The organism is Candidatus Brocadiaceae bacterium (genome assembly GCA_012728835.1).
Lineage (GTDB): Bacteria > Planctomycetota > Brocadiia > SM23-32 > SM23-32 > JAAYEJ01.
The window spans coordinates 1-15346 of the sequence record JAAYEJ010000049.1 but is presented as its reverse complement, the minus strand read 5'-3'; the positions used below and the strand labels follow the sequence as shown (position 1 = coordinate 15346).

11 protein-coding genes are annotated in these 15346 nt (G+C 70.9%); 6 read left to right on the top strand and 5 right to left on the bottom strand.

Going from position 1 to position 15346, the window contains the following annotated elements; all coding sequences use genetic code 11:
* Window positions 1–107 precede the first annotated feature (107 nt).
* Window positions 108–1760, top strand: a complete 1653-nt coding sequence (locus tag GXY85_07505; GenBank protein ID NLW50679.1) for a hypothetical protein — start codon at window positions 108–110, stop codon at window positions 1758–1760.
* Between the two features lie 11 nt (window positions 1761–1771).
* Here the strand turns inward: GXY85_07505 and GXY85_07500 are convergent, their stop codons facing one another.
* Both GXY85_07500 and GXY85_07495 read right to left on the bottom strand, forming a co-directional pair.
* Window positions 1772–2845, bottom strand: coding sequence for a Gfo/Idh/MocA family oxidoreductase (locus GXY85_07500; protein ID NLW50678.1), 1074 nt, complete (start codon window positions 2843–2845; stop codon window positions 1772–1774).
* A gap of 35 nt (window positions 2846–2880) precedes the next feature.
* Window positions 2881–3843, bottom strand: a complete 963-nt coding sequence (locus tag GXY85_07495; protein NLW50677.1) for an aldo/keto reductase — start codon at window positions 3841–3843, stop codon at window positions 2881–2883.
* A gap of 294 nt (window positions 3844–4137) precedes the next feature.
* Here GXY85_07495 and GXY85_07490 point away from each other — a divergent pair, with 294 nt between their 5' ends.
* The 5 genes from GXY85_07490 to GXY85_07470 all read left to right on the top strand — a co-directional run bounded on the left by GXY85_07490 (window position 4138) and on the right by GXY85_07470 (window position 10967).
* Complete coding sequence (locus GXY85_07490) at window positions 4138–5676, top strand: hypothetical protein (protein ID NLW50676.1); 1539 nt, start codon at window positions 4138–4140, stop codon at window positions 5674–5676.
* Window positions 5677–5867: 191 nt separating this feature from the next.
* On the top strand, window positions 5868–8720 hold the full coding sequence (locus GXY85_07485; GenBank protein ID NLW50675.1) for a pyruvate, phosphate dikinase: 2853 nt from the start codon (window positions 5868–5870) through the stop codon (window positions 8718–8720).
* 328 nt (window positions 8721–9048) lie between these two features.
* A complete protein-coding gene (locus GXY85_07480; protein ID NLW50674.1) occupies window positions 9049–9777 on the top strand; it encodes a hypothetical protein in 729 nt (242 codons plus the stop codon).
* Window positions 9774–10466 (top strand): tRNA (adenosine(37)-N6)-threonylcarbamoyltransferase complex dimerization subunit type 1 TsaB, encoded by a 693-nt coding sequence (gene tsaB / locus GXY85_07475; protein ID NLW50673.1) that lies wholly within the window; start codon window positions 9774–9776, stop codon window positions 10464–10466. The genes GXY85_07480 and tsaB overlap by 4 nt, the downstream gene beginning before the upstream one ends.
* A 30-nt stretch (window positions 10467–10496) precedes the next feature.
* Window positions 10497–10967 carry a universal stress protein gene (locus GXY85_07470; GenBank protein NLW50672.1) on the top strand — a complete coding sequence of 157 codons (471 nt, stop codon included), beginning with the start codon at window positions 10497–10499 and terminating at the stop codon, window positions 10965–10967.
* Window positions 10968–10993: 26 nt separating this feature from the next.
* On the opposite strand, the gene GXY85_07465 is transcribed toward GXY85_07470, so the two are convergent.
* From GXY85_07465 to GXY85_07455, 3 genes are read right to left on the bottom strand one after another with little or no spacing between them, the layout of a single operon-like run.
* A complete protein-coding gene (locus GXY85_07465; GenBank protein ID NLW50671.1) occupies window positions 10994–11971 on the bottom strand; it encodes a methylenetetrahydrofolate reductase in 978 nt (325 codons plus the stop codon).
* Window positions 11972–12005: 34 nt separating this feature from the next.
* The gene (locus GXY85_07460; GenBank protein ID NLW50670.1) at window positions 12006–12713 is read right to left on the bottom strand and encodes a hypothetical protein; all 708 of its coding nucleotides are present in this window, start codon (window positions 12711–12713) and stop codon (window positions 12006–12008) included.
* Between the two features lie 24 nt (window positions 12714–12737).
* Window positions 12738–14726: an FAD-dependent oxidoreductase gene (locus tag GXY85_07455; protein NLW50669.1), complete on the bottom strand. Its 1989-nt coding sequence runs from the start codon at window positions 14724–14726 to the stop codon at window positions 12738–12740.
* Window positions 14727–15346: the final 620 nt, after the last annotated feature.

Here is a 15346-nt window from a genome sequence, read left to right as displayed (position 1 = left end):
GGACGCCCTGCGGGGCGCCGCCGGCTCGGCGGAACCTGTGGAGGACGCATGCTGCGTGTGTCAGGCCGGTTGGACCCTCTCTCCCACGTGCATCAGGGGGCACGCCGTTGAAGCGGATCACGGGCGTTCGGACGGTGTCGGAGTGGCTGGCCGCTCTGGGGACTTCGGGCGGGGGATGTCTCGGCGCACTGCGCGACCTGTACGGCGATGACGAGGCCCTGCTGGCCGGGAAGGCGGCCGAGTTCCGCCGGGCGCTGGAGGCGTTCGCCGCCGCGTACGGGACGGCGGCCCCCGCGCTGGTCGTGCGCTCCGCGGGCCGCGTCAACCTGCTCGGCATGCACGTCGATCACCGGGGCGGTCACGTCAACCCCATCGCCATCAGCGAACTGCTCCTGATCGCCGAGCCCCGGGACGACGACCGCGTGGTCCTGGCCAACACGGACCCGGCCCGGTACCCGGACGACGCCTTCGCGATCGGCGACGAACTGCCCCGGACGAAGATCCCCGACTGGGACGCCTGGACGCAGGCGCGCGCGCAGGAGCGGCGCCGTGCCGGCCGTGCGGGCGCGTGGTCCGACTACGTCAGGTCCGCCGTGCTCTACCTTCAGCACCTGAACACGACGGACGAAGGCCGATTCGATCCGCCTCTGCGCGGGATGAACGTCGTCGTCCACGGCCTGATCCCGCCGGCCGCCGGATTGAGCAGTTCCTCCGCGCTCGTCGTCGCCGCCGCCGAGGCATGCAGGCACATCAACGGCCTCCCGATCGCCGACCGCGACCTGGTGGACGTCTGCGGGCTGGCCGAATGGTACATCGGCACGCGCGGCGGCAGCGGCGACCACTCGGCGATCAAGTTCGGCCGGCTCGGACACATCATGCACATCGGCTCCCACCCGTTCTCCGTGGACTGGGTGCCCTTCCCCTCCGACTACGTCGTCGTCATGGCCAACTGCGGCCGCAAGGCGGAGAAGTCCTCGGCCGTGCGCGACATGTTCAACCAGCTCGTGTCGTCCTACGTGATCGGCTTCCTGATGGTCCGCAGGCGCTTCCCCGAGATGGCGCCCCGCCTGGAGCACCTGCGCGACCTGAACCCCGCCCGCCTCGGCGTGGGCGAGGCCGACATCTACCGCATGCTCCAGGCCGTTCCCGAACGCGTGACGCGAGGCGAGATCCTCCGGATGCTCCCCGACGATCGCCCGGCTCTCGAACGCACCTTCGGAAGCCACGCCGAACCGGCCGGCGGATACCCGCTGCGCGGCGTCTGCCTCTACGGCGTCAGCGAGTGCGCGCGTGCTGCCATGGCCCCCGACGTGCTGAACCGCGGCGACGTCGCGGCCTTCGGCCAGATGATGACCATCTCGCACGACGGCGACCGCGTCACCCGGCGGGCCGGCAGCGGCCGGGTCGCCTACGACAACTCCGTCTCCGACCGGATGTTGGACGACCTGATCGCCGACGCGGACTCGGGCGAGTCCGACCGCACGGAGCGCGCCCGGCTCTGGCGGCAGCCCGGCGGCTACGGAGCCAGCATCGAGGAGCTGGACATCCTGGTGGACCTGGCCCTGGAGACGGACGGGGTGATGGGCGCCGGGCTGGTCGGCGCGGGGCTCGGCGGCTGCATCGTGGCCGTCGTCGAGAAGGCGGCGGCGGCGAACCTCGTCCGACACCTGGAACGCGGCTACTACGAACCGCGCGGCCTGCCGGCGGCGGCTCAGACCGTGAGCCCCGTCGGAGGCGCGGGCCTGCTGATGCCGCAGTAGCCGCCCCGGCGCTACAGGTCCACGGCTGCGTGCCGCTGCAGGGCGTCATGGACGCCCGCCACGATGCGGGTCGCCTCCCGACCGTCTTCGCCGCTCGGGTAGGTCCCCGCCAGGTCCGACAGCGCCCCGCCGTCCATCAGGAACGACACGTTGTCGACAAAATGCCGGATCGCGTCGATGCCGTATCCACCGTAGACGGCGCGGCCACACGGGTCGCGCCCCTCGCGGAAGAAACCCGGATTGGGGGTGGCCATGCGCCCGTCGGCGGCGAAGCAGCACCGCGCGCCGCGGTCCTGCGAGTCGACCTCCATGAGGCCCTCGGTGCCCACCACGCGGATGCCCTGGTTGACGATCCCCTCGAATGCGTCGGGCAGCACCCAGGAGGTCTGGCACTGGAACGTGACGTCCCGGTCCATCTCCACCGAGAAGCAGACCGAGTCCCAGGCGTCGATCCCGAGCGAACGGAGCTTCTTGCGCACGCCCGTCGCATGCACCCGCCTCCCCCCGCACCCGGTGATCCAGCAGACCAGGTCCACCATGTGGATGCCGAGGAACCAGGCCGGCGAGGACTCGCCCGCCCAGGCCGCAAGCCATGAGCGGGGGACCTCGATCCGGTCCTCCATCCAGGCATACGCATACTCGATCTCGCCGAGCTTCCCCTGCCGGGCACTCCGCCGAAGTTCGGCATGATAGGGGTCGTACCGCTTGTGGAAATCCACCTGAAGGAGGACGCCGGCGTCCCGCCCGGCCTCGATCATGGCGGTGCAGCCCTCCACCGTCGTGTCCATGGGCTTCTCGACGAACACGTGGGCGCCCTGCGCAAGGGCGGCGAGGGCGATCTCGCGGTGCAGGTGGTCCGGCGTGGCGACGGCGACCGCGTCCGGCCGCTCGCGTTCGAGCATCTCCCGGTAGTCGGCGTAGGCGCGCATCCCGAACTCCCGGGCGCGCTCCTCCAGGAGGCGCTCGTTCACATCCGCCAGCGCGAGGAACTCACAACGCCCATCGTGCTGGAACTGGCGGAACGCCCGCAGGTGCATCAGGCCGAACGTCCCCCCGCCGACCAGCGCGATCCTCGGCACACCCATGCGCCGCCTCCTCCCGGCCCCCGTGACCGGGGCCCTCAGCGATACCGCGACCGTTCCCCGGCGTTCCACATGTCCGGGTCCGTGCCCAGCTCCTGTCTGAGCGCCTCCGAGCCCTGCGTGAGGCGCTCGAGGGCGGCGGCGGGCAGCGTCAGGTCGGCCGCGCGGGCGTTCTGCCGGACCTGCTCGTCGCTCCGCACCCCGGTCAGCACGGACGCGATGCCCGGCTGCGCCAGCGCCCACGCCAGCGCCACGTCGGCCATCGGCTGGCCGAGTTCGTCGCTGACCTCCCGCAGCAGGCCGATCACCTTGAACGAACGCTCCGCCGCTTCGGCCATGTAGCGGGCGCGCGCCCGCTCCGGCGGCACCTCGTCCGGACGGCCGAACTTGCCGGTCAGCAGCCCCTGGGCCAGCGGGCTGTAGCAGATGATGCTCACGCCGTTCTCGATGCAGAGCGGCCGCACCTCGTGCTCGATAATCCGCCACAGGAGGCTGTAGGGCACCTGGTTGACGGCGGGACGGCCGCATGCCAGCAGATCGGTCAGGTCCTGACGGCCGAAGTTGGACACACCCCAGTAGCGCACCTTGCCGGCCTCGCGCAACCTCTCCAGCCGTTCCACGACGTCGGCAAACGGGACGTCGTGGTTGGGCCAGTGAACGTGGTAGATGTCCAGGTAGTCCGTGCGCAGCAGCCGCAGGCTCCGGTTGCACGCCCGTGCCATCTGGTCCCGGTCCAGGTGGCGCTGCGAGACCTTGGTGCCGATCACCACCTGTTCCCGGCGGCCCTGCAGCGCGCGCCCGAGCACGTCCTCGGAGTGGCCGTCGCCGTAGCCCTCCGCGGTATCGAAGAAGTTGATGCCCTCCTCGAGCGCCGCCCGCACGGCCTGCATGGACGCCTCGTCATCCTGGTGTCCGAAGGTGCCGTACGAACCCGCCGTCATGCCCCCGAAGCAGATCACCGAGACATCCAGTTCCGTCCCGCTCAGTCTTCTGTACTGCACGGTCCTTGCCTTTCCCTGGTCCGTCTATGCGCCGATGACCAGTTCATGCCAGAGGCTTCTGTATATGCCGCCCAGTTCGAACGTGCCGGGTGCGGCATCGCGCGTCCCGCACGTCATCGTTCCGCTGCCTCCCTGTTCGATGTTCCTCACCGCCTGGCCATTATAGGCCGCCCCCCGATGCAAGCAAGAGCGGCCGTGGGGGCAGGCGCGACGGACATCGCTTGAAACGACCCCGGCTCCGGATATACTCGCCGCCGAGTGCTTTGCCTCGGAGGCTCCCGCCGGGAGTGCGTCATGGCGCCACTGCTGCTCGGTCTGGACGTCGGCACGTCCGCCGTCAAGGCCGGGGTCTTCACAGACTCCGGACGGCTGCTCGGGCTGGGCCGCGCGGGGCACGCGGTGCAATCCCCGGCGCCCGGCTGGACGCAGTGCAAGCCGCAGGACTGGTGGCACGGCGTCGTGGCGGCCCTGCACGCGGCCTGTGCGGCGGCCTCGGTCCGGCCGGACGAACTCGCTGCGGTCGGCCTCGGGACGCTCTTCCCGTGCGTCGTCCCGCTCGACGCCGCCGGGCGGGCGCTCCATCCGGCCATCCTCTACTCCGACCTCCGGAGCACCCGCCAGGTCCACGCCGTCGAACGGGCCGTCGGCCGACGCCTCTATGAGCGGATGACCGGCAACAGGCTCGTGCCCGGCACCTGCGCCGCAACGAGCCTGATGTGGCTGCGGGACGAACGGACGGACGCGTATCGACGCGCCCACACGCTCGGCTTCGCCAACACGTTCGTGACGGCCCGCCTGACCGGCCGCTTCTTCACCGACCCGAGCCACGCGGCCATCTCGGGGCTGACGGACATCCGCGATCCGTGGAGGTGGTCGGATGACCTCTGCGCGCTCCTGCGCGTGGACGTCGCACGCCTTCCGCCCATCCTCGGCTCCGGAGAGGCCGCCGGCGCAGTGACGCGTAAGGCGGCGGACGCCACCGGTCTGCGGCCCGGCACGCCGGTCGCGTGCGGCGCCGGCGATGTGCCCGCCGGCGTCCTGGGCGCGGGCGGGCATTCGGCCGACACGCTCATCTACATCGCCGGCACGACCGACTGCACCGCCCTGCCCACCCGCCGGCCCGCCGAGGAGCCCCGGTGCGCGAACTCCGCGTATGTGCCGCGCGAGGCGTGGCTGAGCATCGGCACGACGACCTCCAGCGGGGCGGCCGCTGCGTGGGCGGCCCGGGAAGTCTCGGGCCTCGCATTGGAGGAGATGACGTCCCTGGCGGACTCGGCCGCCCCGGGGGCCGGCGGCGTCGTGTTCCTGCCCTACCTCCAGGGGGAACGGACGCCCGTCTGGGACCCGCTGGCGCGGGGCGCCCTGCTCGGCCTGACCTCGTCCACGACCCGCGCAGACATCGCCCGGGCAATCTTCGAGGGGGTCGCGTTCGCACTCCGGCAACTGGTGGAGTGTGCGGACGCGATCGCGCCGGCGCCCCTCCGGCACATCCGAGCGGTCGGCGGGCCGACGGCGAACGCCTTCCTGAACCAGTTGAAGGCCGACGTGCTGGCCCGTCCGCTGGGCGTGGCGGCGTTGCAGGAGACGGGCGCCCTCGGGGCCGCTCTGCTCGGGGGCATGGCGGCGGGCGTCTACGGTTCCTTCGGGGAAGCCGTTGCGTGCGCGGAGGCGCTCGTGGACGTGCACACGTTCGAACCCGACCCGGCCCGCACGGCCGCCTACGCGGAGGTGTACCGGGTCTACGCGGACGCCTATGCGGCCACACGGGACCTGACGCACCGGCTCGCGGCCCTGCCGCATCGCACGCCTTCATGGCTGGACCGATCGATTTGAATGGCTCCCCGCGTTGTGCTAACCTGAGGGTTCCGTCCGTGGAAGGCACCGTGTCGGGCGCCCTGCCGTCGAATGGTCGGGAGTGTGGGGAGTCCGGCGGGGCTGTCCCTCCCACTGTGTCGCGCGTCGCCGCCGCCGCGCGGCCGCATCGAGGTCCTGAGCCCGAGTCGTCAGAATAAGGAGTTGCCGGAATGGCTGCAGAGAAGACCAAGCGCATCTACTTCTTCAAACCGGGCAAGGCTGACGGCCGGGCCGACATGAAGGCCCTGCTCGGTGGCAAGGGTGCCAACCTCGCCGAGATGTCGAACGTCGGGCTGCCCGTTCCGCCGGGGTTCACCATCACGACCGAGAGCTGCCGCGACTACTACACCAGCGGCAAGAAGTGGCCGGCCGGGCTGCCTCAGGAACTCGACGAGAACGTCGCCATGCTCGAGAAGGCCACGGGCCGCAAGCTGGGCGATGCGCAGAAGCCTCTGCTGGTCAGCGTGCGCAGCGGCGCCGCCGTCAGCATGCCGGGCATGATGGACACGATCCTGAACCTGGGCATGAACGACAAGAGCGTGCAGGGCCTGGCGGCCGAGAGCGGGGACGAGCGGTTCGCCTGGGACTGCTACCGGCGCTTCATCCAGATGTTCGGCAACGTGGCGATGTTCGTGCCGCACCGGTTCTTCGACGACGTCCTGGCCCGCGAACGCAAGAAGGCCGGCGTGAAGTTCGACAGCCAGCTCACGGCCGACCAGCTCAGGGAAATCGTCGACGAGTTCAAGGCCATCTATAAGAAGAACACCGGCGAGGTCTTTCCGGCCGATCCGAAGCAGCAGTTGCGCCGGGCCATCGACGCCGTGTTCGGGTCGTGGAACAACCCGCAGGCGATCCGCTACCGCGAGATCCACGAGATCCGCGGCCTGCTCGGCACCGCCGTGAACGTGCAGACCATGGTCTTCGGGAACATGGGCCACACCAGCTTCACGGGCGTCGGCTTCACCCGCAACCCCGCCACCGGCCAGAACAAGCTCTACGGCGAATACCTGGTCAACGCCCAGGGCGAGGACGTCGTGGCCGGCATCCGCACGCCCAAGAGCGTCGACGAGATGTCGAACGAAGACCTCTCCGACTTCGACGACGCGGACGTCCCCGCCGACGAGGCCCGCACGCTCTACGCCCGCATGTACGAGCAACTGCTCGGCGTCAAGAAGACGCTCGAAGAGCACTACACCGACATGCAGGACTTCGAGTTCACCGCGCAGCAGGGCACGCTCTACATGCTGCAGACGCGCACCGGCAAGCGGACCGCCATGGCGGCCGTGCAGATCGCCGTCGATCTGAAGGCCGAAGGCCTGATCGACAAGAAGACGGCGATCATGCGCGTCGAACCGAACCAGATCGAGCAACTCCTGCACAAGCAGTTCGACCCGAAGGCCAAGAAGAAGGCCGAGGCGGACGGACGCGCCCTGGCCGTCGGCCTGCCCGCCTCCCCGGGCGCGGCCGTGGGCAAGATCGCACTGACCGCCGACGACGCCGAGGCCCTGGCCGCCGCCGAAGCCGCCCGGCCGGACGGCATGGGCGTCATCCTCGTGCGTGACGAGACCAGCCCCGAGGACATCGGCGGCATGCACGTCTCCGTCGGCATCCTCACCGCCCGAGGCGGCATGACCAGCCACGCAGCCGTCGTGGCGCGCGGCATGGGCACCTGCTGCGTCGCCGGCTGCGGCGCCGTCCACCCGGACGACGTCAAGAAGCAGGTCACGATCGCCGGCAAGAAGTTCAAGGAAGGCGACGTTATCTCGCTGGACGGAACGACCGGCCAGGTGTTTGACGGCGTCATCGACGTGACCGACCCCGAGATGTCCGGCGCCTTCGGCACCCTGATGGAATGGGCCGAGGAGTTCCGCACGATGGGTGTCTGGGCCAACGCCGACACCCCGAACGACGCCCGCCAGGCCCTGGCGTTCGGCGCCGAGGGCATCGGCCTCTGCCGCACCGAGCACATGTTCTTCGAAGAAGGCCGCATCTCCTACGTGCGGCAGATGATGCTGGCGGCCCCGGAGGTCCGGCGGCTGAACGCCGTGCTGGCCGGCGCCGAGACCGCCGCCTCGCAGACGGCCGGCGAGGAGAAGAAGGCCCTGATGCAGCGCGTGCGCCAGGTCAAGGCCGACCTGAAAGAGAAGCGCGCGGTCTACGACGCCGCCCTCAAGAAGCTCCTCCCGGAACAGCGGAAGGACTTCGAAGGCATCTTCAAGGCGATGGACGGCCTGCCGGTCGTCGTCCGCCTGCTGGACCCCCCGCTGCACGAGTTCCTGCCCCACGAGCGGGACGTGCAGGCGCGCCTCGGCGAACGGATGGGCCTCACGGCCGACGAAGTGGCCGCCCGTGTCAGCCAGCTCCGTGAACTGAACCCCATGCTCGGCCACCGCGGATGCCGCCTGGGCCTCACCTACCCGGACGTCTACAACATGCAGGTGCGCGCCATCATCCAGGCCGCCGTGCGCTGCAAGAAGAAGGGCATCGACGTCCACCCCGAGATCATGATCCCACTGGTCGGCACCGACGAGGAGCTTCGCATCTGCCGCGAGGCGGCCGACACGATCTGCCGCGAAGTCCTGGAGAAGGCAGAGGTCAAGATCGACTACAAGATCGGCACGATGATCGAGGTGCCCCGCGCCGCCCTCACGGCGGATCAGGTGGCCCAGTACGCTGACTTCTTCAGCTTCGGCACAAACGACCTGACCCAGATGGCCTACGGGTTCAGCCGCGACGACGTGGGCACGTTCGTGCCCGAGTACGTCGAGCGCGAGATACTCGCCAACGACCCCTTCCAGGTCCTCGACCAGACGGGCGTCGGCCAGCTCGTCGAGATGGGCGTCACCAGGGGGCGCGCCACGAAGCCGAATCTGAAGATCGGCATCTGCGGCGAGCACGGCGGCGAACCCCGTTCCGTCAAGTTCTGCCACCGCGTGGGGATGAACTACGTCTCCTGCTCCCCCTTCCGGGTGCCCGTGGCCCGTCTGGCCGCCGCCCAGGCCGCCGTGGAGACTTCGAAGTAGAGCCAACCGCCCCTCAGGGGCGGAAAGCCGGCAAGAGCCCGGGAGGCAGCAACCGCCTTCCGGGCTCCTCTTTTTGGCTCATGTGCGCCCCGGGAAGGTCCGATGCAGTCCGGACAACAGCTCGCGATACCTGGCAGGAATGCCGCCGGCATGCGACATGCGCTGTACTCCCAGCGATTAACGTTCAGCCTGGACGAACGAACTGCGGTCTCCGTAGATCACGCAGCCGCCTGTCCGGCAATCTGCCGCGGGATTCCATCCCTTGCCCTTGCTGGGAATCCGTCATGTCTTCGCCGGAAGCTGCACATGAATCGAAGAGGGGCCGCCGGTGCCCGGTCGGGAAGCCATAGACGGTCCTTTTTTCGGGCACCCCGCCCCGCCTATAATGGGGTATCCGAAGTGCGGAAGGGAGACGGACATCGGCACGCGCAGAAACGCCGGAACGGTCCTCTGGCTCGCCGTGGGATTCGCGCTCTGCGGCTGCACGGTGCGCGGCACCGGCTCCATCACCGCCAACGGCCGCCTCGACTCCACCCCCCCCGGCCCCTGCCCGGTCCTGCAGGTGACCATCCCCCAGGACACCAGCATCAGCGCGCGCGGCATGGACTGGGGCGTCGTCCGCACGCAGAACCCGGACGTCCGCTTCGCCGAGATCCTGGCGCACTCCGCCCGTGAGGACGCGGGGCTGGACGTGCCGCCGCCGTTCAAGATGGCCGGGGCGCTGAAGGCCGCGGGCCTGCCCACCGGCCTCCAGCCCGACCCGGCGCTCCTGCAGGAGGCCGTCCGGGCCGCCGGCTGCGCATCGTTTCTGTCGGCCGAGCTGATCCGCTGGCAGTGCAGCTACGTGTTCGTGACGGCCGCTGCGACGATCGAGTTCCGTCTCACCTGCTACGACGCGGCGGACGGCCGGGAACTCTGGAACGTGCACGTGTTCCGACGAGCCCCCCGCCTGACCGATGGGGAGGTCGCCCGCCTGGCCTGCACCGAGGCGTTCCGCCGACTCAAGGACAACGCCCCGGCGGACCCAACGCCCCCGGCCGAGGACGCATCGCCATGATCGTTCTGGGCATCGAGACCAGCGGGTCCGTCGGCAGCGTCGCCGTCTGCGAGGATGACGACGTCCGCGCAAGCCACGTCTTCCCGGCAGGCCCGCGCCACGCGCGCAACCTGCTGCCGGCGGTCGACGACGTCCTGCAGCGCGCCGGCCTCGGCAGACGCCGGGTCGACGCGGTCGCCGTCAGCGAAGGCCCCGGTTCGTTCACGGGCCTGCGCATCGGCGTCGTCTGCGCCCGGACGCTCTCCTTCGCGCTGGGCTGGCAGTGCGTGGGGGTGCCGTCGCTGGAGGTGCTCGTACGGAATGTCGCGACGACCGCCGAGGTCGCCGCGGCCTGCCCGATCCGCGACGCGCGCCGGGACAGGGTGTACGGAACGCTCTTCCGGCGTGAGAACCGGGACGACTGGCTCGACACGACGGGGGTGCTCCTGCTGCCGCCGCAGGACCTGGCCGCGCGCCTTCCGGAAGGCACCATCGTGTTCGGATCGGGCGTGGACGCCTGCCCGGATGCGTTTCGCCGGGAGAGGTTCGTCCTCGGCCCCGCCGCATGGGGAACCGGCTGCGCGGAGAACGTGGCCCGGCTCGGCCGCCGGCGGATCCTCACGCGCGGCCCGGACGACCCGGACACCGTCCGGCCTCGCTACCATCGGCTGACCGAGGTCGAGGAGCGCCTGCAGGCCGACGCGGGGTGACACTCACTCATCTGGAAGGGGGATGGGACGATGGACGGAATCAGCATCAGACGGATCGTCTGCGCCGTCGACTTCTCCGACAGCTCGGACCACGCACAGCGCTACGCGGTTGGCCTGGCGGAGGTCTTCGACGCGGAACTGCGCATCCTGCACGTGGTTGAGCCGCCCTTCCTGCCCACCTACTCGCTGGCCGGCGTGCCGAACCTGGCGCTGCCCATCGAAGAGGTCGAGGATGCCGCGCGCAAGCACCTCCAGCAAGCCGTCGAGGCGTGCCGCGCGGTGCACGCCGACACCGAAGGAATCCTGCGCACGGGGTCCCCGTTCGTCGAGATCATCAACTGCGCCCGCGAAACCGAGGCCGACCTGATCGTCGTCGGCACGCACGGCCGCACGGGCCTGAGCCACATGCTGATCGGCAGCGTGGCCGAGAAGGTCGTGCGCAAGGCGCCCTGCCCCGTCCTGTCGGTCAAGCACCCGGACCACAGCTTCTCGCCGCCGTGACGGCCCCGGCGCGCCCGGCGCGCCTCTCAGTCCATGCAGGGCCGCGGGAGCAGGCCGGCCGCCGCACAGATCTGCGGGACGGCCTCCTCCCACTCGATCGCCTGCAGGTGGACGCCGCGAACGCCCTCGATCGCCCGCAACCGCCCGATCAGTTCTACGGCGACCTGCCGGCCGATCTCCAGCCCCAGGCGCTGCGCCTCCTTCTTCTTCTCGGGAGGGTCGGCCTTCCTGACCACCGGGAAGCGCTTGATCAGTTCCTCCGGCACGCGCACGCCGGCGACCGAGGAGTTCATGTAGCGCAGCATGCCCGCGCTCTTCGGCACGATCACGCCGGCCAGGATCGCCGTCTTCTCGTGCAAGCCCTCGTTGCGGACCTTCGCCATCACCTCGGCGAACTGCGCAACGTCGTAAACCCCCTGCGTCTGGATGAAGTCCGCCCCGGCCGCCACCTTCTTGGCCAGCCGCACCAGGCGCCAGTCCACCGGGTCGGCCATCGGCGTCCAGGCCGCCCCCAGGAACAGCCGCGGCGCCGGGTCGACCGGGTCGCCTCCCTGCTGCACGTGATCGTCCCGCATCCGTCTCAGGATGGAGACGAGTTGGATGGAGTCGACGTCGTAGACGTTCCGAGCGCCGGGGTGGCCGTTCAGGCGCCCGGCGGCACTGAAGGACTGATGGTCGCCGGCAATGCACAGGCAGTTGCGCACGCCGAGCGCCGCCGCCCCGAGCACGTCCGACTGGATGGCGATGCGGTTCCGGTCGCGCGTGGTCATCTGCATCACCGGCTCCATGCCCGCGCGCAGCAGCAGCGCGGCCCCGGCGACCGACGACATGCGCACGACGGCCGTCTGGCAGTCGGTCACGTTGTAGGCATCGGCGGCGCCGCGCAGAAGCTCGATCCTGCGCGCGACCTCCTCGCCCCCCGCGCCCATGGGGGGGCCCAGCTCGGCCGTCACGGCGAAATGGCCGGCCGCCAGAACGCGTTCCAGGTTGCTTCCGCTCTTCACCCGTCATGCCTCCTCGGCACCGGTCGCCCCCGTCTCAGGCGGGTTCGGTGCCCTCTTCGGCCGGTGTGATCTTCAGATCCGCACGCACGCGGCGACGCGGCCCGCCGTCGCGGGCGACCGACCAGTCCTTCGGCGCCATCACTTCCCGGAGCCGGTCCAGGCTGCCCAACTCCCGGCACCGCTCGATGATCAGGGACCATGCACACGGGATGGGGTCCTCCGGCGTGCTGATCTCGCACATCCCGTCGCGGGTGCCCCCGCAGGGGCCGTTGAGGATGGACTTGGCGCAGCGGGCGACCGGGCAGATGCCGCCGGTCAGGTGCAGGATGCACTCCCCGCAGCCGGCGCAGCGCTCCTGCCACTCCCCGTGTTCGACGGTGGCGCCCATGAACGTCGTGTTGACGGCGGGGAAGACCGGCCGGCTCGCCTTGCGGTCCGCCAGGAAGTTCACCCCGACGCCGCAGGCCAGCGACACCACCGCGTCGTAGTCCGACAGCGAACCCAGAATCGGGTCCACAAACTCCGGCTCGCACTGCCGCTGCACCGTGTTCTCGTCGAACCGGATCTCCCTGCCCTCCGTGCGCGCCTTCAGGCGCAGCGCCTGTGCCAGGACGGCCACCTCCTTCTCGCCGCCCACCTGGCAGACCGTCACGCACTCACCGCAGCCCAGCACCAGAACCCTGCGGCAATCCGCGATGAAGCCGAAAACCTCTTCCAGTGGCTTGGCGTCGGCTACGATCATGCGTTTCACTCCCGCTGCACGGCGTCAGAGAAGGCGGAGGCGCTCGCCGCCGACCCCCGCGGCGTCCAGCAACCGCTTCGTTCGCTCCACGCGCTTCGAGAGGCGGTCGCCGGCCCCCCGATAGCGGCAGTCGTCGCACATGCGCACGACGACCTCGCGCACCCCGAACTCGAACGGCTTCATCATGTCCACTTCGTCCGCCAGGGCCGCGCAGGCCACCGCAATGTGACCGACCTCGTCGCCGTTGCGGGCGTGCACGTGGTCCTGCAGCGCGACGCGCGACTCCGCCCCCCGCGCGCACGCGATCTCCACGCACGTGACGGGGCGGTCGGCACGCTTCAGCAGCTCCGCGATGCGCCCGGCGATGTCGCCCACGGCGTGTCGGCCGATGCGGATGGCGCCGGCCGGGCACTCCGCGACGCACAGCCCGCAGGCCTGGCAGATGTCCGACGTCATCAGGGCCACGTCGTCCACCATCGGCACGCCGAAGGGGCAGACCCGCAGGCACGTCAGGCAGGCGGCGCACTTCGCCTCGTCCACCTGTGCGCCCGCCGTGCACGAGAGGCAGCGCCAGGCCTCGCGGAGCGCATCGCGCTCGGAGTACCCGAGTTCCAGCCGGGCGAAGCTCCTCCGCCGCGCCTCGGCCGAGAGTGTCGGCATCGCGACGCGCTCGGCGCGCCGGAGGTGCCGGATCAGGTCCTCGGTCAGCGGGCCGACCTCCTCGCCGGCCTCCTCCTCGGCCACCGGCTCCACCCGGCCCGTCCGAAGGTACCGGAGCACGGCGCGGGCGGCCCGGTGCCCGTCGGCGACGGCCTCGATTGCACTTCCGGGCCCCGCCACAACCTCCCCGCAGGCAAAGACGCCCGGCACGGAGGCCGCCATGGTCGCCCGGTCGAAGCGGATGCGCCCGGCCCCCTGCCGCTCGACCTCGGTCCCGTCCAGCAGGCCCAGGTCCGCCTGCTGCCCGACGGCCAGGATCACCATCTGCCCGTCGATCGTGCTGCGGCGGTCGTCGAAGTAGGTCGGTGCGAATCGGCCGTCGTCGTCGAAGACGCGCTCCACCTCCCGCACGACCAGCCCCGCCACCGCGCCGCCACGGACGACCACCTCCGTGGGCCCGCGCCGGTGGACGATCCCGATGCCTTCTTCGAGCGCCTCGCGGCACTCCCAGTCCCAGGCCGGCATCTCGGACTCATCCTCCAGACAGACCATCCGCACAGCCTGCGCGCCGAGCCGCAGGGCGGTGCGCGCCGCGTCCACCGCTACGTTGCCGCCTCCGACCACCAGCACGTCCGCCGGCACCGCCGGGCGCGCGCCTGCGGCCACGGCCTGCAGGAACTCCAGCGCGCCCAGGACGTCCGGGTGGTCGCCGTTCGTGAGCGGCAGCGTGCGGCTGCGCGACAGGCCCACCGCCAGAACCACCGCGTCGTGCCGCGCACGGACCTCGTCCAGGGACACATCGCGGCCCACGGCCGTGCCGCAGACGACCTGGACTCCCAGCGCGCGGATGTCGTCCAGATCCAGCTCCAGCACGTCCGGCGGCAGCCGGTAGGCGGGCACCGCATGGGCCAGCAGGCCGCCCGGGCGGTCGTGCGCGTCGTAGACGGTCGCCGCGTAACCGGCCGCCACGCAGTCATGCGCGGCCGTCAGACCGGCGGGCCCCGCGCCGATCACCCCGACCGTCTGCGGCTGCGTGATGGGCGCCCGGCGGCGGCGGCGCTCCCTGTACGGCCGCGCCTGTTCGACGGCGAAGCGCTTCAGATGCCGCAGCGCCACGGGATCGTCGACGTCGCCGCGCCGGCAGGCCTGTTCGCACGGGTGATGGCAGATGAGGCTGCAGACGGACGGGAAGGGGTTGAACTCCCGGATCTTCTCGAACGCCTCCTCATAGCGGCCCTGGGTGATAAGCTGCACGTACGCCTGCGTGTCGGTGTGCACGGGGCAGGCCGCCCGGCAGGTGGCGCAGACCTCCCGCAGCGGGACCGGATGCCCAGAGTCGTCGCGATCGCCCATGTGCCACTTCCACGTGCGGCGGCAGTCGGGAACGGCCGGCAGGGGCCGTCAGAGTCGTCAATGCTACCACGGGCTCGGCAAAGGCGTCAAACTCCCCCCCGCCGCCGAGCCGCGGCCAAAAAAGACAGGCCCCTGCGTGGCGTTGCACCGCGCAGGGGCCTGGGCCCTAATGAGAGGCATAGGGCGTGGAATGGGAAAGCCCTTGGTGCGCTTGAGGCGGTGGAGGGGGTGTGGTGCGCCGCCGGTGCAAACGCTGGGTCCCTCAAGCCTCCCCATCCCGTCAATGGGTCCGCCCCATAGGAAGCAAAGGCCATGCCACCGCCCGCTCGGCTCCGGCCCCGTCCCCGGGAGACCGACCGGCCGGCCGGCTGACGTGCCCCCGCCGCCGGGCCGCCGCACGCCGCAGCGCACCCTCCATGCCGCAGGCCGCCCCCGGCCGGCCGCCCGCGCCCGCTGTCGCGTTCGGGCGTCTCGCACGGGAATTCGCCGGCCTCCGCCCCCCGAGCCGTCCCGCGCACACGCCGCCCGACACGGGCGCACGGGTGGCGGCCGACGCAACGGCGCGCCGCCGGCCGGTCCGGACGGTCCGATGCCGACCGGATCGAGTTGCCCGGGCGTCT